The sequence below is a fragment of the Shimia sp. FJ5 genome, from assembly GCF_032918335.1.
Classification (GTDB): Bacteria; Pseudomonadota; Alphaproteobacteria; order Rhodobacterales; family Rhodobacteraceae; genus Shimia; species Shimia aestuarii_A.
The window spans coordinates 63,700-87,032 of sequence record NZ_JAWJUV010000006.1 but is presented as its reverse complement, the minus strand read 5'-3'; the positions used below and the strand labels follow the sequence as shown (position 1 = coordinate 87,032).

The window sequence follows — 23,333 nt, the reverse complement described above, 5'->3', positions numbered from 1 at the left end:
CATACGTTAGATTAATGGCAGATACCCCTAGTGGGGAATGGGAGGAGGCGTCATGAATAAGACGCAGTTTGGGTCTTCGAGGGGGGATCTGTCAAAACGTGCAACCGTTTACACAAGCGGTTTATTCACCGGCAAGATCGTTGTGGTGACTGGGGCCGGAGGCGGATTGGGGCTGGCAATTGCGACCCTGTTCGCAAGGCTTGGGGCCAATCTGGCGATCAATGGACGCAACGAAGAGAAACTGGCTTTGGCCAAGGAGTTCCTTGAAAGTTTCGGGGGCGAAGTTTTTGCTGTGCCTATGACCATCCGGGAGCCTGAGCAGGTCGAGGATTTTGTCGCCAAGACGAACCAGGAGTTCGGGGCGATTGACGTATTGGTGAACAATGCTGGGGGTCAGTTTCCGCAAGCAGCGTTGGAGTTTAGTCCAAAGGGCTGGAATGCGGTCATAGACACCAACCTGAACGGCACGTGGTGGATGATGCAATCCACGGCGCGCCACTGGGTGGCCAACAAGCAATCGGGCTCCATCGTCAACATCGTGGCCGATATCTGGCGCGGCATGCCCGGCATCGCGCATACCTGTGCGGCCCGGGCAGGGGTAGTTTACCTGTCCAAGTCGGTTGCGGTGGAGTGGGCCCCGCACGGTATCCGAGTGAACTGCGTGGCGCCGGGTTGCTGCGAAAGCAACGGTTTCGGGAACTACCCTCCGGAGGGTTCTGCGACCTTTCAGGACTCCAACCCGATGCGGCACGCCGGGGACGAATGGGATGTCGCTGAAGGGGTTGTCTATATGGCAGCGAATTCAGGGAAATTCGTAACCGGTGAAGTTCTGAACATCGACGGTGGGCAGCAATTGTGGGGGGATCCATGGCCAACGGGGCGGCCGGACTACTTCCGGATTACCTGATGTTGGCCGTGAACCTTAGGGGGACAATGATATCTAGATGACGACAAAGATTAAAACAGCAATCGGAGCCGATGATGGGGCGATACTGGAGTGCAGCGGGGTTGAACGACGGTTCGGCGGCATCGTCGCTGTCACCGGTGTTGACCTCGTTATTCGACAAGGGGAAATCTTTGGACTTGTCGGTCCGAATGGCAGCGGCAAGACAACGCTAACAAACGCAGTTACCGGATTTTATCCGCCAAACGAGGGCAAAGTCCGGCTGGCAGGAAAAGACATCACGGGCACAGCGCCTCACAAGGTTGCCAAGCTTGGGGTTGCCAGGACGTTCCAAAATCTTGCCCTGTTCAACGGGATGAGTGTTCTGGACAACATCCTGCTCGGGCGGCACATCCACATGAGCCCAGGCGTTTTGCGCACGGCGCTATATTGGTGGGCAGCACAGCGTGAAGAAATCGAGAACCGTAAAATCGTCGAGGAGGTGATCGAGTTTCTACAACTCGAGAGCATCCGGCATGAGTTGGTCGATGGTCTTCCGATCGGGTTGAAAAAGCGGGTCGAGCTGGCGCGGGCATTGGTGGCCGAGCCACAGATGCTGATTCTCGATGAACCGATGGCTGGCATGAACCAGGAAGAGAAAGGGTATATGTCCCGTTTCATTCTGGATGCCCGTGCCGAACGCGGCGTCAGCGTTCTGCTGATCGAACACCATATGGATGTCATCACCGGCATTTGTGATCGGATGCTGGCCCTGAATTACGGTGAAATGATCGCCAGTGGCATCCCCAAGGAGGTTGTGAAGGACCCGCGGGTCATCGAGGCATATATCGGAGGGTCGCATGACTGATTTTACGAAGAACCGGTCTTCAGGCGGCGAAACGATTGGTGCACTTCTGGCGAAGAACGCGTCGCTCCACGGAAAAGATATCGCCCGTCGCGAAAAAGAGCGTGGGATATGGAAAGAAACCACCTGGGCGGAATACGCCCAAGAGGTGGTGGCCTGTGCGGCTGGGCTTGAAAAATTCGGCGTGAAGCCTGGCAAAGCAGTGCTTGTTCTGGGCGATAACCGTGCGCGGCTCTATGGCGGCATGCTGGCTGTTTCGTTGCTGGGTGCCTACGCCATGCCCGCTTATCCGGGCGCAACTCTTGAGGAACTACGGCACTTTCTTGGCGAAGTCGAGATCGTCGCGGCTATTGCGGAAGATCAGGAACAGGTTGACAAGATCCTGGAACTGAAGGACGCGGGCGCCGAGGGCATCGACCACATCATTTATGATGAAGCGCGCGGTCTTGGCTTCTACGAGGTTGAAGGGCTGATGTCCTGGGATCACCTGATCGAAGTTGGTCAGCACGATCTGAACGAAACCCCGGGTCTGCGTGAGGAACTGCTTAGTCGTGCGAAGCCGGAAGATCCGGCCATTTTTCTGCACTCCTCCGGAACGACGGGCGCGCCGAAGGGCATCGTACTGAGTCAGAAGAACGTTCTTGCTGCTGCTCGGAATGGACATGCGGCGGGTGCCTTCGACGAAAATGAGGAGATCCTCGCGTACTTGCCGATGGCCTGGGTGGGAGACTTCGCCATAACCGTTGCCGCGGCACTCCTTTGGCGTTTCACCGTGAATGTGCCTGAGCGCCAGGAAACGGTCGTGCGCGACATGCGCGAGATCGCTCCGACCTTCTATCTGGCGGCGCCGAGAAGCTGGGACCAAATGCTGACGACAATCCAGGTGGGTATCGAGAATTCGACCCCTTTCAAGAAATGGCTGTACCATTTCTTCATGGATCGGGCCATCGCAGCTGAGACACGCAAGCTGAACGGAAAAAGCGGTGGTATATTGGAGCCTTTGGGCCGACTTTTGGGTGAGGCAATCATTTTCGGTCCGATCAAGGACCAGTTCGGAATGAACCGCCTCAAGAACGCGTTCACCGGCGGTGAAGCGATCGGCGAAGACACCTTTGTTTTCTACCGAGCCTTGGGAATCAAATTGCGCCAACTCTATGGCCAAACCGAAAACAGCGCGATCAATGCAATTCAGTCTCCGGGTGAAGTGCGCCTTCATACCGTTGGCAAACCCGCGCCCGGCGTCGAGGTGACCATCGCCGAGGACGGGGAGATCCTGGTACGCTCGGACAGCGTATTCGAAGGGTACTTCAACAAACCCGAAGCGACCGCCGAAGCCCTTGAGGGCGGGTGGCTGCATACAGGTGATGCCGGGTATTTGGAGGAAGATGGACACTTGGTTGTTCTGGGGCGCGTCTCCGAGGTCATGCATACGGCCGGAGGCGAGCGGTTTGTGCCAAACTACATCGAGAACCGGTTGAAATTCAGCCCGTATATTAAGGATGCTGCCGTAATCGGCGCCGGGCTGAAGGAACTGACGGCGATGGTCTGCGTGGATTTCGAGGCCGTGGGGCACTGGGCCGAAGTGAACGGCGTACCTTACGTGTCATATGCCGATCTTTCTCAGCGTGAAGAGGTCGCGACGTTGCTTCGCGAGGCCTTCCAACGGGTCAACAAGGCCGTCACCGAACCATTGCGCCTGCAACGCTTTGTCAGTCTGCCGAAAGAATTCGACCCGGACGATGGTGAAATCACACGGACACGAAAACTACGGCGCAAGGTCGTTCAGGAACGCTATGCTGACGTGATCGCGGCGCTCTACGACGGTTCAAAAGAGGTCCATGTAAGCGCGCAGGTGACTTACGAGACCGGGGAAGTAGGGAAGGTCGAAAGAAGCCTTCCCATCAGGGAGGTATAAATGGACTGGGTCTTTCTATCAGAGCTTGCGATCAACGGAGCCTTGACGGGTCTGCTGTACTCGCTATTCGCCATCGGCCTTGTGCTGATTTACAAGGCATCTTCGGTGCCCAATCTGGCGCAGGGCGGGTTGACCATGGTCGGGGCCTATGTGGTCTTGGCGCTGGCACGCGACGTGGGTTTACCCTTGTGGCTGGCCATCCCTCTGGCTGCGGTTGTCATGTTCGGCCTTGGGTTCGGCATTGAGCGTGTTGCTTTGCGCCGTCTCGCAGGTCGGCCGGTTGTCATGATCTTGATGCTGACACTCGGCCTCGACATTTTCCTTCGGGGTACAACGCTTGCGATCTGGGGCGGGACGTCGCGTTCGATGGAACTGGGCGTCAGCTATGATCCGCTGTTCCTGGGCGACATCTTCATCAGCCGCATCCATCTGGTTGGTGCCGGTGTTGCGCTCGCCTTGTTTGTCGCATTCATGCTGTTTTTCCGAACCCGGACCGGGATCAAGTTGCGGGCGATCGCGGATGATTACATGGCTTCATGGTCGGTAGGTATCTCGGTTGAGCGCGGCGTTGGGTTGTCCTGGGCATTGGCATCAGTTGTTGCCGTCGCCGCTGGCGTCATCTGGGGTGAGATTCAGGGTGTCGATCAGGCGCTGTCGCTGTTGCTTCTCAAAGGTCTGACGGTTGCCGTTCTCGGTGGTCTCGACAGTATCCTTGGCGCCGTGATCGCAGGCATCATCCTAGGTGTCGTCGAAAACGTTGGCGCTGATTTCCTCGATCCGCTTGTCGGAGGCGGAAGCCGTGAGCTTATCGTCGCTGCTGTGCTCATTCTTACCGTCATGATCCGTCCGCACGGGCTGTTCGGTCGTCACGACATCGAAAGGGTGTAAGGCATGTTTTACAGACTTTCTGGCGTCCATCACGCCAACTACGTTTCGGATAGCCGAATCTTCAAGGTGCCTGCTGACCGGAATCTGACAGCATTCATCTTCTTGATTGGCCTTGCCGCGCCATTCATCATCCCGTCGCTTTATCTGAACAGCTACATGCTTCCCTGGCTGATCTGGACGGCCGCCGCGCTTGGATTGAATCTGGTGACAGGTTGGGCAGGCCAACTTCACTTGGGTTATGCTGCGGTCATGGCCGTCGGCGCCTATTCGGCGATCCATGCCGCGCGTTTCGGGGTGCCGTGGGAATTCGCCCTTATCATCGGCGGATTGACGTCAGCGGTAATCGGCAGCCTATTTGCTTTTGCCGCTTTGCGGGTCAAGGGACTGTATCTCGCCCTTACCACTCTTGCGATGCAATTCGTGATGGACTGGGTTCTGACCCACTCTCCGGCGATCTCGGGGGGCTCACACGCGTCGCTCCAGTCACCGACATTGGCGCTGCTCGGGCAAGAGATTACCACTGATACTGGCTTCTACTATGTCGCCTTCGGCTGGTGTGTGTTGGTGACGATCTTCATGCTTAATCTCAAGCGTACTGGACTCGGTCGCGCCTTGGTCGCTGTCCGGGAAAAAGACTTTGCGGCCGCGATCCTGGGTGTGAACAGTTTCTACTACAAAATCCTCGCATTCGCGACTTCTTCGTTCATCGCAGGCGTCAGCGGTGCGTTGCTTGTTGCCACCTTTTTCTTTCTCGCCGCACCCGAGCAATTCTCGGTTGCCGTTTCGATCCAGGTTCTTGCGATGGTGATTGTTGGCGGCCTTGGCAGCATTATCGGTTCCTATTTCGGTGTTGCCCTGATCCTTCTTGTTCCGGGTATCGTGAACGGTCTCGTCGTCACGCTGAGTGACGGGCTTGGCATGCAGATCGATGTTGAAACACTCGCTCACATCCCGAACGCAGTCTATGGCGCACTGATCGTCATTATCCTTCTGATCGAACCACTCGGTTTGGGAAAACTCTACGGCAACATCAGAGACTATCTGATGGTCTGGCCCTTCGATCAGTTCAAGAAATAGGGGAATGCCGATGCAAGAAAAAGTTGAAGCCCAGAACATTCTATCCATGAACAGCGTCGAAGTACTGTACGACAATGTAATACTGGCGATCAAAGGTGTTTCGGTCCAAGTCCCAAAGGGCGAGATGATCGCACTCTTGGGATCGAACGGAGCTGGGAAAAGTACCACGTTGAAAGCGATCAGCGGTCTTTTGAAGGCCGAGCGCGGACGCATCAGCCGAGGTGAGATAACGTTCCAGGGAACGGACATTACCGAAGCGCTCGCGCAAAAACGCGTCGAGATGGGCATCTGTCATGTCATCGAAGGGCGGCGGGTCTTCGAACACCTGACCCCCGACGAGAACCTGACCGCCGCCGCGCCACGCGGAATGTCCCGATCAACGCTGAATGCGGAAAAGGAAAAGATCTACGGATATTTTCCGCGGCTTGCCGAACGCAAAAATTCGCAAGCAGGCTATTTGTCGGGTGGTGAGCAACAGATGCTTGCCATTGGGCGGGCCCTCGTGACCCAGCCGAAGCTGTTGATGCTTGATGAACCAAGTCTCGGGCTTGCTCCGTTCCTGGTCGAGGAAATCTTCGGCATCCTGCAAAAGATCAATAAGGATGAGGGCCTGTCCGTACTGCTGGTGGAACAGAACGCCCTGGCGGCTCTGGAGATCGTTTCGCAAGGGTATCTTATCGAGAACGGCCGCGTTGTTATGCACGGCACGGCCGAGGCGCTCAAATCTAACTCCGATATTCAGGAGTTCTATCTAGGCGGCGGAGAGACTGATTTTCACAACGTCAAGCACTACAGCCGACGCAAACGTTGGCTGAGCTAACGTACTATTCGGAAACTGTTCAGGGAGGAACAAATGAAGAAACTTACCAAAGCGTTGGCCGTATTATCAATGTTCGGCGGAGCAATGTTCGGCACCCAGACGCTGGCAGAGCCATTCAAGATCGGCATCTGCTACGATCTCAGCAAGGCCTATACCTTTGCCACGCCGCAGGTTTCGCAGGCCGCGATGGACCTTGCCAAGCTCATCAACATGAAGGGCGGCATCGGTGGGGAACCGGTCGAAGTCAACGTGCGTGACCACGGGAACGAACCGCAGCGCGGAATCGAGTGCTACTCCAAGCTCAGCCGCGAGGGTGTATTCGTCTTCGATACCCTGTCCACTCCGGTCTCTCTGGCTATCCTGCCGCGGGCCATGGAAGACGGGCGTATCCTGATGCAGTCGCTTGTCGGCCGAGGCGATGCCGTTGACGGCACCGTTTTCGAATGGGTCTATCCGGTCGGACCGACCTATTGGGGACAGGCGGCCAATGATGTTGCCTACATAAAGCAATTGCATGATGGCGACTTGTCGGACGTGAAGGTGGGGTTTGTGTATTTCGATTATCCTTTCGGACAGGAGCCGATCGAGATCCTGGAAACCTTGTCCGAAAAAGAGGGTTTCGAGCTTGAGCTGTACCCCGTGCCGCTTCCGGGCAGTGACCAGGCCGGTGTGTGGTCCAAGGTGCGCCGCGACAAGCCCGATCATGTAATCGTCTGGATGTTGGGCGGTGCGCATGTGGTTGCGTCGAAGGAGATGCAGCGCAATCGCATTCCGATGGACAAGTACATATCGGTCAACTGGTTGAACGAAGTCGATATCGCCAACATCGGTGAAGAGGCCGCCAAGGGTATCAAGCGCGGTACCAATGTCGTGGGCGGTCAGGATATTGCCCTGTATCAGGAAATCATGTCCGAGCTTTATGACAAGGGCGAGGGGTCCGGCCCGATCGAGAAGACGCAGGACGTTTTCTACAACACCGGTCTGGCGATGTATTCAATCATGTTCGAAGCCGCGCGCAGGGCGGCAGAACAGGAAGGCCTTCCGATAACCGCGGAGTCCTACAAAGCCGGACTGGAATCTCTTGAGGGATACGACGCGAACGGGCTGATGGCCCCCATTACGGTGACGGCCGAAGATCATGGCGGCGGCGGTAAGACCCGGATCGAGATGTGGGACGGGGAGACTTGGGTGCCGCAAACCGACTGGATCTCTGAGTACACGGACGTCGTGTGGGACGTGGTGAAAGAAAGTTCCTCAAAATACGAGCAGTGAAAGACAGGTAGCAGGAAGGGTGACGCTACGCAGGGCGGCAGCGGCGCTTACGAAACGGTATCATCGCCCTAAACCCTAGAAACGGGAGAGAGAAAACATGAAAGTCAAACAGCACATTAAGGCAGTGGTCCTTGCTACTGCGCTGGCAGCAAGCGCGACTGTGGCCTCAGCGCAGGACAAGGAGCCGATCCGCTTCGGACTCTGCTTCGACCTCAGTAAATCCTACACGTTCATTTCGCCGCAGGTGGCCCAGGCCGCGCAGGATCTCGCGATGTACACCAACGAAAACGGTGGTATTGAAGGGCATCCGGTTGAAGTCATCATTCGCGATCACGGCAACGAACCGCAGCGTGGCGTGGAATGCTATGAGCAGCTCAAGCGCGAAGGCGTTTTCCTTTTCAATTTTCTGTCCACGCCGGTCACGAACGCGGTTTTGCCGCGTGCCATGAAGGACGGTAACGTACTGATGCAGTCTTTCGTTGGCCGCGGTGACGCGGTGGACGGCGAAGTGTTCGAATGGGTTTTCCCGGTCGGTCCGACGTACTGGCAGCAGGCGGCAAATGACGTTGCCTTCATCAAGGGTCAGATGGGCGGTGACTTGAGCAAGGCGAAGATCGGGTTCATCTATCTGGATTATCCCTTTGGCCAGGAACCGATCGAGATCCTGAAAACGCTTTCCGAAAAGGAAGGGTTCGAGTTGGAGCTGTATCCCGTACCGCTTCCCGGGTCGGATCAAGCCGGCGCATGGAGCAAAATCCGCCGCGACAAGCCCGACTATGTGATCAGCTGGCTACTGGCGGGCGGACATGTGGTCGCCTCGAAGGAAATGCGCCGCAACCGTTTCCCGATCGACCGCTATCTGTCGGTGAACTGGCTGAACGAAGTCGATATCGCCAATATCGGCGCGGAAGAGGCGAAAGGCATCCTGCGCGGGACGAACGTGGCCGGTGGCCAGGAAGTTCCGATCGTCAAGACGATGCTGGACACCTACTATGCCAATGGCAAGGGCAGCGGACCCGAGAGCCTCGTGCGCGACGTGTACTACAATACGGGCATGGCGATCTACTCGGCCGGTTTCGAAGCTGCGCGTATTGCGATTACCGAAAACGGTTGGCCGATCACACCGGAAACCATGAAGAATGCCTTTGAATCGATCGAGAACTTCGATGGAAACGGCATCATGGCCCCGGTTACAGTGACCGACAAAGACCACGGAGGTGGTGGCAAGACCCGGGTCGAACAGTGGAATGGCGAAACCTGGGTTCCGCTGACCGACTGGAGCGCCGACTATCTCGACGTTGTTTGGGATGTCATCAAGCACAGCTCGGCGACTTTCACCGTCGAATAAGACTGGGCTTCCCCGCGGCAGACACGTCGCGGGGAAGCTTTCCGCAGTTAGATTGTCCCGAGAAAGCGAAGCAGGTATCATGAGCCCCATTGACGTGAAGATCGAAGACGGAATTGCAACCGTCTGTATTAACCGGCCCGAACGCAAAAACGCACTTTCCGTGGCGGCTACGAACGGGCTGACCGATGCTTGGGAAAAGATCGAGGCGGATGACAGCGTTCGTGTGGCCATTCTGACTTCGGCCGATTGTGGCGTGTTCAGCGCCGGACTGGATCTGAAGGAAGCCACAAAAATCGCACGCGACGAGGGCGTCGATATTCTGACCAAGATGCGCGACCCGTTTCACGAGACAATGCGCGCCTGCAAGAAACCGATCATCGCGGCGATGACGGGGTCGCTGATGGCGGGCGGAATGATGCTGACTTTGAATTGCGATCTGCGGGTCGGTCTCAAGGGGACCAAGGTCGGTATCACCGAAGTAAAGATCGGTCGTGGATCGCCTTGGGCATCGCCAGCATTGTCCATGCTGCCGCAGCCCATCCTTATGGAAATAGTTCTGACCGGCGACTTGATGCCGATCGAGCGCCTGCACGAATACGGGTTCACCAACTATATCGAAGACACTCCCGATGCTGTCCGCGCACGGGCCTTCGACCTTGCCAAACGCATTGCCAGCGCGGCCCCGCTGTCGGTTGTTGCCGCGAAAGGCAGTGTTCGCGCAACCATGGATCTTGGCTGTGCCGGTGGTCTGGAAGAGGGCAAGCGCCTGCACGAGGTGGTTTACGCCAGCAACGACGCGATTGAAGGCCCAAAGGCCTTTGCTGAAAAGCGAGCACCCGTCTGGACCGGGACCTGATGGAGGCTTGAATGACTGAGCTTATTCGCCTGGACAGGGATGGCCCTGTCGGAATCCTGCGGTTTCTTCAGCCGACAAAACGCAACCCTTACAGCATCGGGTTCGTCGAAGAACTAGTGGCGCTCCTGCGCGAAGCCGAACGGGACGCTACGATCCGTGTCGTTGTTATGACCGGTGGCGATCATTTCAGCAGCGGCGGCGATCTTGTCGGGTTTCAGTCTGAGATCGCGAAAGGCGCAAAGGCGACATCGGAAATGGTGGAGCTGGTTCACGATGGCGGACGCGCGGCCTATCTGTTTCGCAAACCTCTGATTTCCGCGGTATGCGGCGTGGCTTTTGGCGCGGGTTTAAGCCTGGCCTTGTCGGCGGACATTGTCGTTGCTGCCGAAGATGCCCGGCTGTGCGAAGTTTTTGCGCGCGTCGGCGGCTGTCCTGACACGGGATCAAGCTGGCTGCTTCAACAGCGTGCCGGTGCGGGGGTGGCGCGGATGCTGGTGCTCACGGGCCGCGAGATCGACGGACGCACCGCTAGGGACCTGCGCGTTGTCGAAGAATGCGTGCCGGCCAACCAGGTCGAGGTACGGGCGTTGGAAATTGCCCGCGAGATTGCAACGCACCCGATGTTTGGCGTTCAGACCGCCAAGCGTGTGATGCGCGCCGCAGCCGAGTGCAGCTATCTCGAGGCGCTGGATATCGAGCGCGATGCCCAAAGCGTTTTGCTGTGCGCGCATGACTTTCCCGAGGCGATGAAAGCGTTCTCGGAAAAAAGAACTCCAGAATTCAAAGACCGTTAGCTCGGTTGAAACCTTATCGCAAAACTCAAGGAGCCCACGCCAATGAAGGTACTCGTGCCTGTGAAACGCGTGATCGACTACAACGTGAAGGTCCGCGTCAAGGCGGATGGCAGCGGTGTCGATCTCGCCAACGTTAAGATGTCGATGAACCCGTTCGACGAAATCGCCGTTGAAGAGGCGATCCGCCTGAAAGAGGCGGGAAAAGCCGAAGAGGTCGTCGCGGTATCCATCGGCGTCAAACAGGCGCAGGAAACCCTGCGCACCGCACTGGCCATGGGCGCCGACCGCGCCATCCTGGTCGTCGCAGCGGATGACGTGCACCAGGATATCGAGCCGCTGGCAGTGGCCAAGATCCTTGCCAAGGTCGTGGAAGAGGAACAGCCCGGTCTGGTTCTCTGCGGCAAGCAGGCGATCGACAACGACATGAATGCCACCGGCCAGATGCTGTCGGCGATCCTCGGTTGGAGCCAGGCGACCTTTGCCTCGGAAGTGGGCATCGATGGCGACAGCGCCGTCGTCACCCGCGAGGTCGATGGCGGCCTGCAGACCATCAAGGTCAAGATGCCGACCGTCGTTTCCGTCGACCTGCGCCTGAACGAACCGCGCTATGCGTCGCTGCCCAACATCATGAAGGCCAAGAAAAAGCCGCTGGATGAAAAGACCGCCGCCGATTACGGCGTCGACGTCACCCCGCGCCTGACCGTGGTCAAGACGTCCGAGCCGGCCGAACGCGCCGCCGGTGAAATGGTTGGCTCGGTCGACGAGCTGGTTGCGAAACTCAAGGAAAAGGGAGCGGTGTGATGGCTGTTCTTCTTCTTGCCGAAGTCAACAATGGTGAACTGTCGATGGACGCGACCGCAAAGGCGGTCACCGCGTCCAAGGCCCTGGGCGACGTGACGGTTCTGTGCGCCGGCGCATCCGCCGCCGACGCCGCGAAAGAAGCCGCGACAATCGACGGCGTGGCCAAGGTGCTGGTCGCCGAAGACCCCGCGCTGGGTCATCGCCTGGCGGAATCGACCGCCGACCTGATCGTGTCGCTGGCAGGCGATTACGATCACATCGTGGCGCCCGCCACCACCGACGCCAAGAACGTGCTGCCCCGCGTGGCCGCGCTGCTGGACGTGATGATGCTGACCGACGTCTCGGGCGTGGTCGATGCCGACACGTTCGAGCGCCCGATCTATGCAGGTAACGCGATCCAGACGGTGAAATCGGGCGACGCGAAAAAGGTCGTGTCCTTCCGCGCCGCCAGCTTCGACGCGGCCGGCACCGGAGGCTCGGCCACTGTGGAAACCGTGGGCGGCGCATCCGCTTCGGGCCTGTCGGAATGGGTCGAAGACAAGGTCGCCGAAAGCGACCGTCCCGAGCTGACCTCGGCCGGCGTGGTCGTGTCGGGTGGCCGTGGCGTGGGCTCGGAAGACGATTTCGCGCTGATCGAGAAGCTGGCCGACAAGCTGGGCGCCGCCGTTGGTGCGTCGCGCGCCGCCGTCGACTCGGGCTTTGCCCCGAACGACTGGCAGGTGGGACAGACTGGCAAGGTGGTCGCCCCTGATCTCTACATCGCCGTTGGCATTTCGGGTGCGATCCAGCACCTGGCCGGCATGAAGGATTCCAAGATCATCGTCGCCATCAACAAGGACGAAGAGGCGCCGATCTTCCAGGTGGCCGATTACGGTCTGGTCGCCGACCTGTTCGAAGCTGTGCCTGAATTGACCGACAAGCTGTAAGTCCATTGCAAAAATTACAAAAAGGCCCGCCTGTTTTGTCGGGCCTTTTTGTACGAGCCGAATGGGCGGCGCGTTGATTGGAAAAATCCGGATGCGCACGGTCCGAAGCCGTGTGACGCTCCGTCAGAACGGCTCGGGTTCATTGTCGAGAAAAAAACACTTGTTAGATTTCCTCAATGCAAGCATGACTCGATAGGAATAAAACATGTCTCTGATCAAGAACTCCCCGAGTTGGGCAGTGGATGAGCACAAGATGTTCGCCGATAGTACACGCAGGCTTTTCGATGCAGAGATGGCTCCGAAGATTGAAAAATGGGCGGAGCAGGGAGTTGTTGACCGCGACTTCTGGAAAACAGTCGGTCAGCAGGGTGTCATGGGTGGCTCGATTGCCGAAGAATATGGTGGGTTCGGTGGCGGCATCGGGTTCGACGCGATTACCGTCTACGAGCAGGGGCGCACCGGTGATACGGGTTGGGGCTATGGGATTCAGTCCATCGTAATCCATTATCTCAACGCATATGGCAGTGAGGAACAGAAGAAAAAGTGGTTGCCGAAACTGGTCAGCGGCGACAGCGTTGCGGCGATTGCCATGACCGAGCCTGGAACGGGCTCTGACCTCCAGAACGTACAAACCTATGCGGAAAAGGATGGCAACCACTACAAGATCAACGGTTCGAAGATCTTTATCACAAACGGGCACACGGCGGATCTCGTTGTTATCGTGGCAAAGACCGATCGCAACGCCGGCGCCAAGGGCGTTTCGTTGATCGTTCTGGAAACCGAGGGCGCCGAAGGCTTTCGCCGGGGACGGAACCTGAAGAAACTGGGTATGAAAGGTTCGGATACTGCTGAGCTGTTCTTCGAGGATGTGCGCGTGCCCACGGCGAACCTGCTTGGTCCGGAAGAGGGGCAGGGGTTCTACCAGCTGATGAAGCAGCTGCCTTGGGAGCGGCTGATGATCGGCATTACCGCGCTCGGTTTTATTGATTTTGCGATCGATGAAACGGTGAAATATGTTCAGGACCGCAAGGCATTTGGAAGCCGGATCATGGACTTCCAGAATACACGCTTCAAACTGGCGGAATGCAAAACCAAGGCCGAATTGCTACGTTCTTTCGTAAATGACGGGCTCGCGCGTCTTGAAGCGGGCGAACTTGATGCGGCCACGGCTTCGATGGCGAAATGGTGGGGCAGCCAGACGCAGAACGAGGTCATGCATGAATGCCTGCAACTGCACGGCGGTTACGGTTTCATGATGGAATACCCCATCGCGCGACTTTATGCCGACAGCAGGGTCCAGATGATCTATGGCGGCACCAACGAGATCATGAAGGAACTGATCGCACGCTCGATGGATGTTTGATCCGTCCGGTGCCGGGTGGGGCTATTCCCTGCCCGGTCCCAGAATTTCGTCGCTGTGTTCCCCAAGTCGCGGGGCCGGGCGATGATCATGTCGCGCAGGGGTCGCCGAAAAGCGAACCGGCGGGCGTGTCGTCCAGATCGCACCTTCGGTCGGGTGATCAATCCGTTGAAAGAACCCGGTTGCGGCAAGATGGGGATCGTTCGGCAAATCTGACAGGTGGCGCACTGGCATGGCGGGTATGTCGGCCTGCTCCATGAGGTCAAGCCACTCATCTGTGGTCCGGGTCAGCGCAATGTGCGCCACTATATCGTATACTGCGCCGATGTTGCGGCTACGGGCGTCCATGTCCGTGACCCAGACATGGTCGATCATGTCATTGCGCCCAACCGTCTTGAAGAACCGCGCCCATTGTACGTTGGTGTAAGGCAGAATTGTGATGTAGCCATCAGCGGTCTGAACTGGACGCCGGTGCGGAACCAGCATGCGGGCATAGCCGAAATCCTGCGGAAGCTCTTCAAAGGTGGCACCATCCATATGTTCGGCCAACAGGAAGGCGGCCAGCGTCTCAAACATCGGAACCTCGACATGCTGGGCCTCTCCAGTACGTTCGCGGTGGAATAGTGCACCCATCACGGCATAGGCAGCGGTGACCCCGCCAAGCTTGTCGGCGAGAATTGTCGGGGCATAAGCGGGCGGTGCCTCGGGGTCGCGAAGGGTCGCCAGGCTGGCCAATCCCGACACCGACTGGACGGAATCGTCGAATGCAGGCTTGGCGGCATAGGGCCCGTCCTGCCCGAAACCGGTGGCGGATACCGTGATCAGGTTCGGGTTTTCCTGGCGTAGAGTTTCGGGATCCAAAGACAATCTGGCCAGCGCCGCAGGTCGAATGCTCGAAATCATCACATCGGCATCGATGAGCAGTTTGCGCAACTGATCGCGTCCGGTTTGCGTTTTTAGGTCCAGTACGACACTGCGCTTGTTACGGTTGGCCCCCAGAAAAGCGGCACCCATCAGCTTGTTGCGCGATGGCTGGACCTGGCGAAGAAGATCGCCCTCGGGGCCTTCCACCTTGATCACATCGGCCCCCAGATCGCCCAGCATCTGCGTCGCCAAAGGTCCGAAAACTACAGAAGTCAGATCGACGATCTTCACGTCTTGAAGGATCGCCGGATTGTTCTCATCGGTCATTTGATTGTCCACTTAGTTGCCTACCGTTTTTTATGAACAACGGCCGAACTCGGCGCGAAGGGCCTTGCCTTGCGCATCGAAGGCCGGGCAGGGGCCCAGTGCCGTTTCGCCGAGGCTGCGCCGGATCGGGGGGGTCGGGACGTTGATTTCACCGGAAGGCGTGCGAATTACGGACCGGTCAAGCTGGGGGTGACCGGACAGGGTCGCCACGTCGTTCACCGCGCCCGAGGCAATGCCCGCAGCGTCAAGCCGCTTCAGCATCTCGGCGCGGTCATGCGAGGCGAACACGGCCTTGATGAAAACTTCGAGCGCGGGTTTGTTTTCAGTTCGCGACGTGTTGTCATGGAACCGGGGGTCGGTTGCCAAAGCCGCATCGCCCAGTATGTGTTCACAGAACCGTTGCCATTCGCCGTTGTGTTGCACGGTAATGACGACAAGCTGACCGTCCTTGCATTCATAGGCCCCGTAGGGGCAAATGACCGTGTGGTTCAGTCCGACACGAGGTGTCGGCTTGCCAAGGTAATCGTGATACAGCAGTGGAACCGACATCCAGTCGGCCATCACATCAAACATTGCCACGGAAACGCCGCTGCCCTTGCCGGTGCGATCACGCCCGACAAGTGCTTCGCAGATTCCAGCATGGGCTGTCATACCGGTGGCGATATCGCAGGCCGACACGCCCACCCGTCCTGGTCCGTCGGGTGTACCGGTCACTGATGCCAGACCGCTCTCGCATTGCACCAGAAGGTCATAGGCCTTGGCGTTGCGCATCGGGCCGTCTTCGCCATATCCGGTGATGTCGCAGGTCACTAGACGCGGGAAGCTCTCTCGCAGACTCGCGGAATCGAGCCCCAGCTTGGCCAGCGCGCCCGGCAGCAGGTTCTGAATAAACACATCTGCGTTTTCCAGCATCCTGAGCAGGATTTCACGGTCTTCGTCGGCTTTAATGTCCAAGGCGACCGATTCTTTGCCTCGGTTCAGCCATGTGAAATAGGCGCTTTCACCGTTGGCGGCGGTATCGTAGGCGCGGGCGAAATCGCCTGCGCCCTTGCGTTCGATCTTGATCACGCGCGCGCCGGCGTCGGCCAGCCGCGAGGAGCAAAAAGGCGCAGCGACTGCCTGTTCCAGCGCAACGACGAGTTTGCCGGAAAGGGGGGCTAAGTCTGAACCTGACATGAGTTTCTCTCAATTGATCCTGAAAGGTTGACTAAATCTAACAATTGTTAGAAAGATTATCAATACGCTTGAACAAAGACTGGGTCGCTTGAAGGAGAACGCCTATGCAGGATGCCAAAGGACCAGACCAGCTTTTCCAACGCGCGCTGGCAGAGGGAGAGATCCTGCTGCCCAAGTGCGACGACTGCGGGGCCTATCACTTTTTCCCGCGAGTCCTGTGTCCACATTGTCATGGCGCCGCGATTTCGTGGAAGCAGGCCACCGGCAAGGGACGGGTCTACACCACAACCGTCGTGCGCCGCAGCCAAAACCGCGGTGGCGACTACAACGTGTGCATGGTCGAGCTTCAAGAGGGCGTTCGAATGATGAGCCGGGTCGAAGACATTGCACCGGGTGAGGTCGCCATCGACATGGCTGTAACCGCTTTCGTGGGCGAGGCCGAGGGTGTTCCGGCCGTGCTCTTCAAGCCGTCGGAGGTATAAGTCATGACCACAGAACTTCGGGGGAAATCCGCCATCGTGGGAACCGGTCATGCCGGTTTCGGAGAAGCCCATGGCCTGACGGCCTATGATGTCATGGCGCAATCTGCGCTTGCGGCGCTTGGCGATGCCGGGCTGAAACTGTCCGACGTCGACGGGCTGTTCTGCACCATGATGGAAGACAGCATGCCGGCGCTTATGGCGGCGGAGTATCTGGGCATCCAGCCCCGTTTCATTGATGGCACGATGTCGGGCGGTTCGTCCTTCGTAAACTACCTGAAGTCCGCGACCATGGCGCTGGACGCCGGTCTGTGTGATGTCGCGCTGATTGTTTATGGCTCCAACCAGCGCACCGCATCGGGCAGACTCGTGACCGCTTCACGTCCGCCGGCCTACGAGGCGCCATATAATCCGCGCTATCCGATCTCGGCCTATGCGATGGCCGCAGCCCGGCACATGCATGAATATGGCACCACCCGAGAGCAGCTGGCCGACGTGGCCGTTGCTGCGCGGGCATGGGCACAACACAACCCCGAAGCGTTCGAGCGCGGCCCGCTGACCCGAGAAGACGTGTTGGGCGCGCGCATGGTGGGCGATCCATTGACCGTGCGCGACTGTTGTCTTGTCACCGACGGCGGTGGCGCGATCGTGATGGTCCGCGCGGACCGCGCACGGGATTTCCCCAAGGTGCCTGTCTATGTGCTGGGCAGTGCGACGGCAAGCTCGCACCGGCAGATTTCCCAGATGAAGGATTTCACCGTGACCGCGGCCCGTGACTCGGGCGCGCGCGCCTTTGCGGCGGCCGGAGTGACCCCTGCGGATATCCAGGCGGTCGAGCTCTATGATGCCTTCACCATCAACACGATTTTGTTTCTCGAAGATCTTGGGTTCTGCGCCAAGGGCGAGGGAGGGGCCTTTGTCGAGGGCGGACGCATCGCGCCTGGCGGCGTCTTGCCGGTGAACACGAATGGCGGCGGCCTGTCCTGTGTGCACCCCGGGATGTACGGCATCTTCACAGTGATCGAGGCTGCCCGTCAGATCCGTGGCGACGCGCCGGGCATTCAGTTGAAGGATATCGATCTGGCGCTGGCGCATGGCAACGGCGGTGTGCTGTCCAGTCAGGTCACGGCCATACTTGGATCGCAAAACACGCTTTGACGGCAACTAAGGGAGGAAAGTAAATGCCATTGGATTTCGATGCACTGTTGAACTGGGACTTTGAGGAAATCGAACAGACGCTGACCGAGCGGGATACCATCCTGTATGCACTCGGCCTTGGGTTCGGCGAGGATCCGACCGACAGAAAGGAGCTGGCCTATGTCTATGAGGACGGGCTCAAGGCAGTTCCCTCTATGGCGGTCATTTTGGGGTATCCCGGCTTCTGGCTGCGCGATCCCAAGACCGGCGTAAACTGGCAAAAAGTGCTGCACGGAGAACAGTGGCTCGACATCTACAAGCCGCTGCCGACACATGGCCGGATTGTCGGCCGCAGTAAGATCGACTTCATCGCCGACAAGGGCGAGGGCAAGGGAGCCGTCATTTACCAAAGCCGTGATATTATCGACGCGGACAGCGGTGAAAAACTGGCGCGCGTGGCGATGTCGGCTTTCTGTCGCGGTGATGGGGGGTTTGGCGGTGAAAACCAGGCGGGTCCGGCACCCGCAGTGCTGCCTGATCGGGCGCCTGATCATGTATGTGATATCGATACCCTGCCGCGCCAAGCCCTTATTTATCGTCTCAGCGGTGATTTCAATCCGCTTCATGCTGACCCGGATGTTGCCCGTTCTGTCGGGTTTGACCGCCCGATCCTGCATGGTCTGGCGACCTATGGGCTGGCGGCCCGGGCGATTCTCAAGACGTTGCTGGACTATGATTCTGCCCGGCTTGTCGGTCTGGATGTTCGGTTCTCGGCGCCGGTCTATCCCGGCGAAACCGTGCGGTTCGAAATCTGGGAAGAGGACGGCGAGGCCCGGTTTCGAGCGTCTATACCGGCACGCGACGTGGTTGTTCTGAACAACGGCGCGGCGCGCTTCGCCTGAGGCAGTGAAGATGGCTCAACCGCTCAAGGATATCCTGGTGCTGGATTTCAGCACACTTCTTCCCGGTCCGATGGCGACGCTCATGCTGTCCGAGGCCGGCGCCGAAGTGATCAAGTTCGAACGGCCCGGAGTCGGCGAGGACGCGCGCCAAACCGAGCCCAAGATCGACGGAGAGAGCATCGGATTTGCCGTGTTGAACCACGGCAAGCGATCGGTGGCCATCGACCTCAAGTCAAGGGGCGCAGCGGAACGTCTGCGCCCCTTGATCGAGAGGGCCGATGTTCTGGTAGAGCAGTTCCGTCCCGGCGTGATGGACCGGCTGGGGCTTGGTTATGAAGCGGTGCGCAAGATCAATCCCGGTCTCATCTATTGTTCGATCACCGGCTATGGCCAGACCGGACCAAAGGCCAGCGCCGCCGGCCACGACCTCAACTACGTCGGTGATGCGGGTATCCTGTCGCTCAGTCGTGGACCGGATGACCAGCCAACGGCCCCGTTCGGGCTGGTCGCCGATATCGGCGGCGGAACCTATCCTGCGGTGATGAATATCCTGCTGGCCCTGATTGCACGGCAGGCAAGCGGGCAGGGGACGCATCTGGATATCGCAATGGCCGAGGGGGCGTTCGCCTTTGCCTATTGGGCCCATGCCGAAGGTGTGATTGCCGGGCAGAACATCGAAAGCGGTGGCAGCCGTCTGACGGGTGGCCTTGCCCGGTATCGGCTTTATTCGGCTGCGGACGGGCGTCAGATCGCCGTCGGCGCATTGGAAGAAAAGTTCTGGCAGTCGTTCTGCGATGTCATTGGTTTGCCGGTGGCCCTTCGCGATGACTGGTCCGATCCAAATGCCTGTGCCGCGGAGGTTGCACGTCGTCTGAGGAAACATCCCTCGACCCATTGGGAGGCTTTGCTGGCAGCGGCAGGTTGCTGCTGTTCGGTCGTGAAAACGCCCGCCGAGGCGGCACATGACCCGCATTTCAAAGCGCGTGACGTGTTCGGGCGGACAGTAAAAATCTCCGGCCGGGACGCGCCTGCTTTGCCGCTGCCAATTGCGCCGGAGTTCCGTTCTTCGGGAAATTCGGTCGGAGTTGCAGCCACTCTGGGCGAAGACAATACGCGTTATGGCGTAGACCAACCGAAGACAGAGTAAATCCCGTTGACGGGCAGGTTTTGAATCGGTAATCTAACAATTGTTAGAAAAAGGGAGGGGCCAATGAACAAGTCTGACAATGACCTGCCGACTGAAGCTGAGCGTTATGTCATGCCATCGCGCTTTGTGGAAAGCGATAGCTTGGAAGTGCAGGGTTTCGTGACATCGGCTTTGCGTGATCTTCCTGTGGACGCAACCAATCGAGACAAGGCGATCCGCCTGTTCGAAGCGGTGCGCGACGATATTCGCTATGATCCCTATTGTTTTGCGCTGGATGAGGACTCTTACCGTGCCAGCCGTATCGCTGGGGCGGAAGCGGCGTTTTGCGTTCCCAAGGCAATTCTTCTGGCGGCTTGTTTGCGTGCTGTGGGTATCCCCGCCGCTCTGGGGTTCGCGGATGTGCGCAACCACCTGAATACACCCAAGTTGCAGGAGTTGATGGGGACCGATCTCTTTATCTACCACGGCTATGTTCAGCTGTGGTTGGGGAATGAGGCCTACAAAGTGACACCTGCATTCAACATGGAACTGTGTGAAAGATTCGGGGTCAAACCCCTGGTCTTCGACGGCTATAACGACGCGCTCTTTCACGAGTTCGACCAACAGAATCACCGGCACATGGAATATGTGAACGACCGTGGTCTCTATTTCGACGCGCCGATGGGTGAGTTCCTGGTGGCGTTCAAGCAAACCTATCCGAAGCTGGAAGAATTCAACCGCATCCGGATATCCAAGGATGCGAGCGGATACGATGACGGTTTCGCAAAGGAGGGTGCCTCTTGAGGTATCTGGAAGACTTCTCGCCGGGCCAAGTCTATCGCTTTCGCAGCGCTCCGATGAGCGCGGATTCAATAAAGGCCTTTGCCAAGGAATGGGATCCGCAGCGGCTGCACACCGATGAAGACTATGCAACCGCCATACATGGCAGCCTGATCGCCTCGGGCTTTCAGACCATGCTTGAGGTGTTCAAGCCGGTCATGACCGAGATGATGGTCGATGTTGCCAATATCGGCGGCATGGGCTTTGATAATTTGCGCTGGCTGCGGCCTGTGCACCCGAACGAACCCCTTGATGTCGAACTGACGGTCAACTCGGTCACACCGTCAAAAAGCAAGCCCGACAGAGGTGTTTTGCACTATACGCTCAGCGCCAGAAACCCCGAGGGCGAGGTCGTTTTTTCGACCGACACCCCCGTGATGATCCAGCGAAAACAAAATGACACAAACTGATATCCTTTCCAGCGAACAAGAAGACCTTCGCCTGTTGCGCGAGAGCGTGCGCACGTTGTTTGAACGGGCGGGCGGAAGTGACAGAGCCCGACAACTCCGTGATGCCGGGGGCGGTTTCGATCCGGAGATGGTCCGGGAACTGGCCGAGGCCGGTGTTTTCGGCGTGGCGGTGCCCGAAGATCAGGGCGGGCTTGGCATGGGCCTAGCCGCCGGGGGTGTCATCGCCGAGGAAGTCGGCCGTGTGATTGCCCCGGAACCGGTCGTGTCGACGATCGGTCTGAGCCTCGGCCTTCTGCGCCGCCTTTGTCCGGATCATCCGAAGATGGCACAGCTCATCGGCGGCGAAATTTCATTGGCGGTTGCCTGGCAGGAACGCGGCCCCGACGGGGCGCCTGCCGATGCGACCTGCCGATACGCGGACGGAAAGCTGACCGGTAGCAAGGCCTGGGTCGTCGGTGCGATCGGTTCGCACGGGTTCCTTGTCGTGGCCGAACAGGATGATGGTCCGGTTCTGGTTCTGGCTGAGGCAGACGCGCAGGGGCTTGTCATCGACAAGCGGACGCAGGCCGATGGCAGCTCTCTGGGCGAGCTTTCGTTTTCGGGAACTCCGGCTGCGGAATTGGCCAGCAGCGGTGCGGTTCTCACTGCACTGGCCGAGGCTGTCGCCGATGCAACGGCGCTTGCCGCGGCCGAGCTTGTCGGCCTGAGCGAGCGCGCCTTCGAGATCACGCTCGACTACATCAAGACGCGGGAGCAGTTCGACAAGCCGATCGGATCATTCCAGGTCATCCAGCACCGTGCCGTCGACCTCAACGTGATGTGCGAGGTCGCGCAGGCCGGAGTGCGGGAGGCGCTTGCGCAGATGGACAGCGAAACCGATCCAAAAGTCCGGGCGCGGCTTGCCAGCCGGGCCAAGGCTCGCGCGGTCACCGCCGCCAAGAAAATCACCCGCGACGCCATCCAGCTGCACGGGGCCGTCGGGTACACGGATGAGTTCGATATCGGGCTCTACCTGAACCGGGCGCTGGTGCTGTCGGCCTGGTTGGGCGACGATGCCTATCACAGGCGGATATGGTTCGAGGCACGCGAAGCAGAGGGGGCAGCACAATGACCGACTGGAACGCTATGACCGATGCAGAGTTCCGCAAAGAAGTGCGCCAGTTCTTCGAGGCGGAATATCCCGAGGAGCTGCGTCACCTGCCGCACCGACCGAAGTTCGCCGAGATCGAACATTGGCACCGCAAGCTTCACGCCAAGGGCTGGGTCGCGCCAGCCTGGCCCGCTGAATTCGGCGGTATGGGGCTGAACGCCGCCAAGTTGCTGATCTTTTACGAAGAGCAGCAGCGCTGGGGCGTCAATCGCGGCCGCGACATGGGCGTGCAGATGGTCGGGCCGCTGATCATCAAATTCGGCACCCAGGAACAAAAAGATTACTGGCTGCCGCGTATCCTGAGTTGCGAAGATATCTGGTGTCAGGGCTATTCGGAACCCGGCGCCGGGTCCGATCTGGCGAACCTGCGCACACGCGCAGAGATTGACGGCGACGACTTTGTCATCAACGGACAGAAGATCTGGACCACGATGGCGCATGACGCCACGCATATTTTCATGCTGGTGCGCACCGATCCCGATGCGCCGAAGAAACAGCAGGGCATCAGTTTCCTGCTCGCTCCGATGGATCAACCCGGAGTCGAGGTGCGCACCATCACGACCCTGTCGGGCGAGACCGAGTTTTGCGAGGTCTTCTTTGACAATGCACGGACGCCCCGCGAGAACCTCGTGGGCGAGCTGAACAAGGGTTGGACGATGGCCAAGGCTCTCTTGAGCTTCGAACGCATTTTCATCGGTTCGCCAAGTCTGGCCCAGAACGCTCTGGGACAGCTTGAAAGCTTTGCCCGTGGCCGTGGCGCGTTTGACGATCCGGTGTTCCGTGACCGCTTTGCCCAGGCGGCACTGGATGTGGAAGATCATGCCGCGCTTTATGCCCGTTTTGCAGATCAGCTCAAACGTGGCGAGACGCTCGGTGCGGATGTGTCCATGCTGAAGATTTGGGTGACTGAATGCTTCCAGCGCATCACCGAGCTGATGATCGAAGCAGCCGGTCCCGATGGCGGCTCCATCGGGCCGCTTCAGGTCGGCAACGTAAGTGTCGATGTTCTGGCGAGTTTCTACAAGGCCAGACCTACCACGATCTACGGTGGATCGAACGAAATCCAAAGAAACATCCTGTCCAAGGCCGTCCTGGGACTGCCTGGCTGACTCAATAC

At 58.6% G+C, this 23,333-nt stretch carries 23 protein-coding genes; 21 read left to right on the top strand and 2 right to left on the bottom strand.

Annotated features, from left to right (window positions below; all coding sequences use genetic code 11):
• The first annotated feature begins 52 nt into the window (after positions 1 to 52).
• The 13 genes from R1W01_RS16435 (at position 53) to R1W01_RS16375 (ending at position 13,808) form a co-directional block, all read left to right on the top strand.
• On the top strand, positions 53 to 907 hold the full coding sequence (locus tag R1W01_RS16435; RefSeq protein WP_243614214.1) for an SDR family oxidoreductase: 855 nt from the start codon (positions 53 to 55) through the stop codon (positions 905 to 907).
• 37 nt (positions 908 to 944) lie between these two features.
• Positions 945 to 1,751 (top strand): ABC transporter ATP-binding protein, encoded by an 807-nt coding sequence (locus tag R1W01_RS16430; RefSeq protein ID WP_243614213.1) that lies wholly within the window; start codon positions 945 to 947, stop codon positions 1,749 to 1,751.
• Positions 1,744 to 3,663 (top strand): AMP-dependent synthetase/ligase, encoded by a 1,920-nt coding sequence (locus R1W01_RS16425; RefSeq protein ID WP_243614212.1) that lies wholly within the window; start codon positions 1,744 to 1,746, stop codon positions 3,661 to 3,663. Before R1W01_RS16430 ends, R1W01_RS16425 begins: the two co-directional genes overlap by 8 nt.
• Positions 3,664 to 4,551, top strand: coding sequence for a branched-chain amino acid ABC transporter permease (locus R1W01_RS16420; RefSeq protein ID WP_067919594.1), 888 nt, complete (start codon positions 3,664 to 3,666; stop codon positions 4,549 to 4,551).
• A 3-nt stretch (positions 4,552 to 4,554) separates the two neighbouring features.
• Positions 4,555 to 5,628, top strand: a complete 1,074-nt coding sequence (locus tag R1W01_RS16415) for a branched-chain amino acid ABC transporter permease (RefSeq protein WP_243614211.1) — start codon at positions 4,555 to 4,557, stop codon at positions 5,626 to 5,628.
• A gap of 10 nt (positions 5,629 to 5,638) precedes the next feature.
• Complete coding sequence (locus tag R1W01_RS16410; protein ID WP_243614229.1) at positions 5,639 to 6,448, top strand: ABC transporter ATP-binding protein; 810 nt, start codon at positions 5,639 to 5,641, stop codon at positions 6,446 to 6,448.
• 33 nt (positions 6,449 to 6,481) lie between these two features.
• The gene (locus tag R1W01_RS16405) at positions 6,482 to 7,720 is read left to right on the top strand and encodes an ABC transporter substrate-binding protein (RefSeq protein WP_411028170.1); all 1,239 of its coding nucleotides are present in this window, start codon (positions 6,482 to 6,484) and stop codon (positions 7,718 to 7,720) included.
• A 97-nt stretch (positions 7,721 to 7,817) separates the two neighbouring features.
• Positions 7,818 to 9,068 carry an ABC transporter substrate-binding protein gene (locus R1W01_RS16400; protein WP_152467189.1) on the top strand — a complete coding sequence of 417 codons (1,251 nt, stop codon included), beginning with the start codon at positions 7,818 to 7,820 and terminating at the stop codon, positions 9,066 to 9,068.
• Between the two features lie 79 nt (positions 9,069 to 9,147).
• Positions 9,148 to 9,924 (top strand): enoyl-CoA hydratase/isomerase family protein, encoded by a 777-nt coding sequence (locus tag R1W01_RS16395; protein ID WP_152467190.1) that lies wholly within the window; start codon positions 9,148 to 9,150, stop codon positions 9,922 to 9,924.
• An 11-nt stretch (positions 9,925 to 9,935) separates the two neighbouring features.
• A complete protein-coding gene (locus tag R1W01_RS16390) occupies positions 9,936 to 10,718 on the top strand; it encodes an enoyl-CoA hydratase/isomerase family protein (RefSeq protein WP_136340178.1) in 783 nt (260 codons plus the stop codon).
• A gap of 42 nt (positions 10,719 to 10,760) precedes the next feature.
• The gene (locus R1W01_RS16385; RefSeq protein WP_090029138.1) at positions 10,761 to 11,519 is read left to right on the top strand and encodes an electron transfer flavoprotein subunit beta/FixA family protein; all 759 of its coding nucleotides are present in this window, start codon (positions 10,761 to 10,763) and stop codon (positions 11,517 to 11,519) included.
• A complete protein-coding gene (locus R1W01_RS16380) occupies positions 11,519 to 12,445 on the top strand; it encodes an electron transfer flavoprotein subunit alpha/FixB family protein (protein WP_243614210.1) in 927 nt (308 codons plus the stop codon). Before R1W01_RS16385 ends, R1W01_RS16380 begins: the two co-directional genes overlap by 1 nt.
• Before the next feature lie 205 nt (positions 12,446 to 12,650).
• Positions 12,651 to 13,808: an acyl-CoA dehydrogenase family protein gene (locus R1W01_RS16375; protein ID WP_243614209.1), complete on the top strand. Its 1,158-nt coding sequence runs from the start codon at positions 12,651 to 12,653 to the stop codon at positions 13,806 to 13,808.
• 21 nt (positions 13,809 to 13,829) lie between these two features.
• Here the strand turns inward: R1W01_RS16375 and R1W01_RS16370 are convergent, their stop codons facing one another.
• Positions 13,830 to 14,996 carry a CaiB/BaiF CoA transferase family protein gene (locus tag R1W01_RS16370; RefSeq protein WP_243614208.1) on the bottom strand — a complete coding sequence of 389 codons (1,167 nt, stop codon included), beginning with the start codon at positions 14,994 to 14,996 and terminating at the stop codon, positions 13,830 to 13,832.
• A 30-nt stretch (positions 14,997 to 15,026) separates the two neighbouring features.
• A complete protein-coding gene (locus tag R1W01_RS16365; protein WP_243614207.1) occupies positions 15,027 to 16,172 on the bottom strand; it encodes a CaiB/BaiF CoA transferase family protein in 1,146 nt (381 codons plus the stop codon).
• Between the two features lie 104 nt (positions 16,173 to 16,276).
• Here R1W01_RS16365 and R1W01_RS16360 point away from each other — a divergent pair, with 104 nt between their 5' ends.
• The 8 genes from R1W01_RS16360 to R1W01_RS16325 all read left to right on the top strand — a co-directional run bounded on the left by R1W01_RS16360 (position 16,277) and on the right by R1W01_RS16325 (position 23,325).
• A complete protein-coding gene (locus R1W01_RS16360) occupies positions 16,277 to 16,654 on the top strand; it encodes a Zn-ribbon domain-containing OB-fold protein (protein WP_152467115.1) in 378 nt (125 codons plus the stop codon).
• A gap of 3 nt (positions 16,655 to 16,657) precedes the next feature.
• Positions 16,658 to 17,809 carry a thiolase gene (locus tag R1W01_RS16355; RefSeq protein ID WP_243614206.1) on the top strand — a complete coding sequence of 384 codons (1,152 nt, stop codon included), beginning with the start codon at positions 16,658 to 16,660 and terminating at the stop codon, positions 17,807 to 17,809.
• Between the two features lie 23 nt (positions 17,810 to 17,832).
• Entirely contained in the window at positions 17,833 to 18,690 is an 858-nt protein-coding gene (locus R1W01_RS16350) for a MaoC/PaaZ C-terminal domain-containing protein (RefSeq protein WP_243614205.1), read from the top strand.
• A gap of 10 nt (positions 18,691 to 18,700) precedes the next feature.
• Positions 18,701 to 19,837: a CaiB/BaiF CoA transferase family protein gene (locus R1W01_RS16345; protein ID WP_243614204.1), complete on the top strand. Its 1,137-nt coding sequence runs from the start codon at positions 18,701 to 18,703 to the stop codon at positions 19,835 to 19,837.
• A gap of 63 nt (positions 19,838 to 19,900) precedes the next feature.
• Complete coding sequence (locus tag R1W01_RS16340) at positions 19,901 to 20,620, top strand: transglutaminase-like domain-containing protein (RefSeq protein ID WP_243614203.1); 720 nt, start codon at positions 19,901 to 19,903, stop codon at positions 20,618 to 20,620.
• A complete protein-coding gene (locus R1W01_RS16335; protein WP_136340184.1) occupies positions 20,617 to 21,066 on the top strand; it encodes a MaoC family dehydratase in 450 nt (149 codons plus the stop codon). The genes R1W01_RS16340 and R1W01_RS16335 overlap by 4 nt, the downstream gene beginning before the upstream one ends.
• On the top strand, positions 21,053 to 22,177 hold the full coding sequence (locus R1W01_RS16330) for an acyl-CoA dehydrogenase family protein (protein ID WP_243614202.1): 1,125 nt from the start codon (positions 21,053 to 21,055) through the stop codon (positions 22,175 to 22,177). Before R1W01_RS16335 ends, R1W01_RS16330 begins: the two co-directional genes overlap by 14 nt.
• The gene (locus R1W01_RS16325; RefSeq protein WP_136340186.1) at positions 22,174 to 23,325 is read left to right on the top strand and encodes an acyl-CoA dehydrogenase family protein; all 1,152 of its coding nucleotides are present in this window, start codon (positions 22,174 to 22,176) and stop codon (positions 23,323 to 23,325) included. The genes R1W01_RS16330 and R1W01_RS16325 overlap by 4 nt, the downstream gene beginning before the upstream one ends.
• Positions 23,326 to 23,333: the final 8 nt, after the last annotated feature.

What these genes read in the sequence shown, in the direction of transcription:
- R1W01_RS16390 (WP_136340178.1), top strand. Translation starts at nt 9,936, where the DNA reads ATGACTGAGCTTATTCGCCTGGACAGGGATGGCCCTGTCGGAATCCTG.
- R1W01_RS16375 (WP_243614209.1), top strand. Translation starts at nt 12,651, where the DNA reads ATGTCTCTGATCAAGAACTCCCCGAGTTGGGCAGTGGATGAGCACAAG.
- R1W01_RS16345 (WP_243614204.1), top strand. Translation starts at nt 18,701, where the DNA reads ATGGCTCAACCGCTCAAGGATATCCTGGTGCTGGATTTCAGCACACTT.
- R1W01_RS16430 (WP_243614213.1), top strand. Translation starts at nt 945, where the DNA reads ATGACGACAAAGATTAAAACAGCAATCGGAGCCGATGATGGGGCGATA.
- R1W01_RS16365 (WP_243614207.1), bottom strand. Translation starts at nt 16,172, where the DNA reads ATGTCAGGTTCAGACTTAGCCCCCCTTTCCGGCAAACTCGTCGTTGCG.
- R1W01_RS16380 (WP_243614210.1), top strand. Translation starts at nt 11,519, where the DNA reads ATGGCTGTTCTTCTTCTTGCCGAAGTCAACAATGGTGAACTGTCGATG.
- R1W01_RS16415 (WP_243614211.1), top strand. Translation starts at nt 4,555, where the DNA reads ATGTTTTACAGACTTTCTGGCGTCCATCACGCCAACTACGTTTCGGAT.
- R1W01_RS16360 (WP_152467115.1), top strand. Translation starts at nt 16,277, where the DNA reads ATGCAGGATGCCAAAGGACCAGACCAGCTTTTCCAACGCGCGCTGGCA.
- R1W01_RS16370 (WP_243614208.1), bottom strand. Translation starts at nt 14,996, where the DNA reads ATGACCGATGAGAACAATCCGGCGATCCTTCAAGACGTGAAGATCGTC.
- R1W01_RS16435 (WP_243614214.1), top strand. Translation starts at nt 53, where the DNA reads ATGAATAAGACGCAGTTTGGGTCTTCGAGGGGGGATCTGTCAAAACGT.
- R1W01_RS16405 (WP_411028170.1), top strand. Translation starts at nt 6,482, where the DNA reads ATGAAGAAACTTACCAAAGCGTTGGCCGTATTATCAATGTTCGGCGGA.
- R1W01_RS16420 (WP_067919594.1), top strand. Translation starts at nt 3,664, where the DNA reads ATGGACTGGGTCTTTCTATCAGAGCTTGCGATCAACGGAGCCTTGACG.
- R1W01_RS16400 (WP_152467189.1), top strand. Translation starts at nt 7,818, where the DNA reads ATGAAAGTCAAACAGCACATTAAGGCAGTGGTCCTTGCTACTGCGCTG.
- R1W01_RS16355 (WP_243614206.1), top strand. Translation starts at nt 16,658, where the DNA reads ATGACCACAGAACTTCGGGGGAAATCCGCCATCGTGGGAACCGGTCAT.
- R1W01_RS16385 (WP_090029138.1), top strand. Translation starts at nt 10,761, where the DNA reads ATGAAGGTACTCGTGCCTGTGAAACGCGTGATCGACTACAACGTGAAG.
- R1W01_RS16325 (WP_136340186.1), top strand. Translation starts at nt 22,174, where the DNA reads ATGACCGACTGGAACGCTATGACCGATGCAGAGTTCCGCAAAGAAGTG.
- R1W01_RS16395 (WP_152467190.1), top strand. Translation starts at nt 9,148, where the DNA reads ATGAGCCCCATTGACGTGAAGATCGAAGACGGAATTGCAACCGTCTGT.
- R1W01_RS16340 (WP_243614203.1), top strand. Translation starts at nt 19,901, where the DNA reads ATGAACAAGTCTGACAATGACCTGCCGACTGAAGCTGAGCGTTATGTC.
- R1W01_RS16350 (WP_243614205.1), top strand. Translation starts at nt 17,833, where the DNA reads ATGCCATTGGATTTCGATGCACTGTTGAACTGGGACTTTGAGGAAATC.
- R1W01_RS16425 (WP_243614212.1), top strand. Translation starts at nt 1,744, where the DNA reads ATGACTGATTTTACGAAGAACCGGTCTTCAGGCGGCGAAACGATTGGT.
- R1W01_RS16330 (WP_243614202.1), top strand. Translation starts at nt 21,053, where the DNA reads ATGACACAAACTGATATCCTTTCCAGCGAACAAGAAGACCTTCGCCTG.
- R1W01_RS16410 (WP_243614229.1), top strand. Translation starts at nt 5,639, where the DNA reads ATGCAAGAAAAAGTTGAAGCCCAGAACATTCTATCCATGAACAGCGTC.